Origin of the sequence: Agromyces binzhouensis (assembly GCF_004135055.1) — a bacterium.
GTDB lineage: Bacteria > Actinomycetota > Actinomycetes > Actinomycetales > Microbacteriaceae > Agromyces > Agromyces binzhouensis.
Map to the genome: position 1 here is coordinate 1 of NZ_SDPL01000709.1, position 853 is coordinate 853.

Genomic DNA, 853 nt, shown 5'->3' on the forward strand with positions numbered 1-853 from the left:
CGGCGCCGAGGCCGCGCAGCAGCACGGACCCGACGGGCGGTCCCTCGGCAGGCGACGCGTCGTCCGCCGACGCGGCCGAGGGCCCGCCGAGGGTCGTCACCGGCCGCGACTGCAGCATCCACAACCGGCCGCCGGAGTACGCCCACTCGGTGTCCTGCGGCTCGCCGTAGTGCGCCTCGACCCGCAGGCCGAGCTCGGCGACCTCGATCACCTCCGCGTCGCTCAGCACCCGGGCATCGGCGTCGGCGGCGGACAGGTCCTCGCGCTCCACGCTCCCCCCGGGTCCGGGGACGAGGCGGAGGGACTGGCGTCCGACGCGAACGGACGCCAGGCGCAGCCCGTCCTTCGCCACGATGTACGTGTCGGGTTCGACGAGGCCCGAGACGACGACCTCGCCGAGGCCCAGCGCCGCCTCGATCACCAGTCGGTCGCGGGCACCGGTCGACGGGTCGACCGTGAACATCACGCCCGATCGGTCGGAGGCGACCTGGGTCTGCACCACGACCGCGAGCACGGGTTCCTCGTCCATCCGCTGGCTCGCGCGGTACGCGATGACCCGGTCGCCGTACAGCGAGGCCCAGCAGTCGCGGATGCGCTCGAGGAGCGCGTCCTCGCCGACGACGTTGTTGTACGTCTCGTGCATTCCCGCGAACGAGGTTCCCGCCGAGTCCTCGGCGGTCGCCGACGAGCGGACTGCCACGGGGCCCGAGCCGAGGCGCCGGTACTCGCCCAGGACGGCATCGCGCACGCGCTCGGGGAACGTCACGGTCCCCACGGCGTCGCGGAGCTCCGCCGCCGCGCGCGGCAGGGCGGCCGGATCGTCGACCGCCGCAGCCGCGGCACGGAAGCCGTC

The 853-nt window shown here is 74.9% G+C and carries 1 protein-coding gene; it reads right to left on the minus strand.

Features of this window, described 5'->3' with window-relative positions:
- On the minus strand, nucleotides 1-853 hold an 853-nt coding region (locus ESO86_RS17790; protein WP_277985255.1), incomplete at both ends, for a PEP/pyruvate-binding domain-containing protein.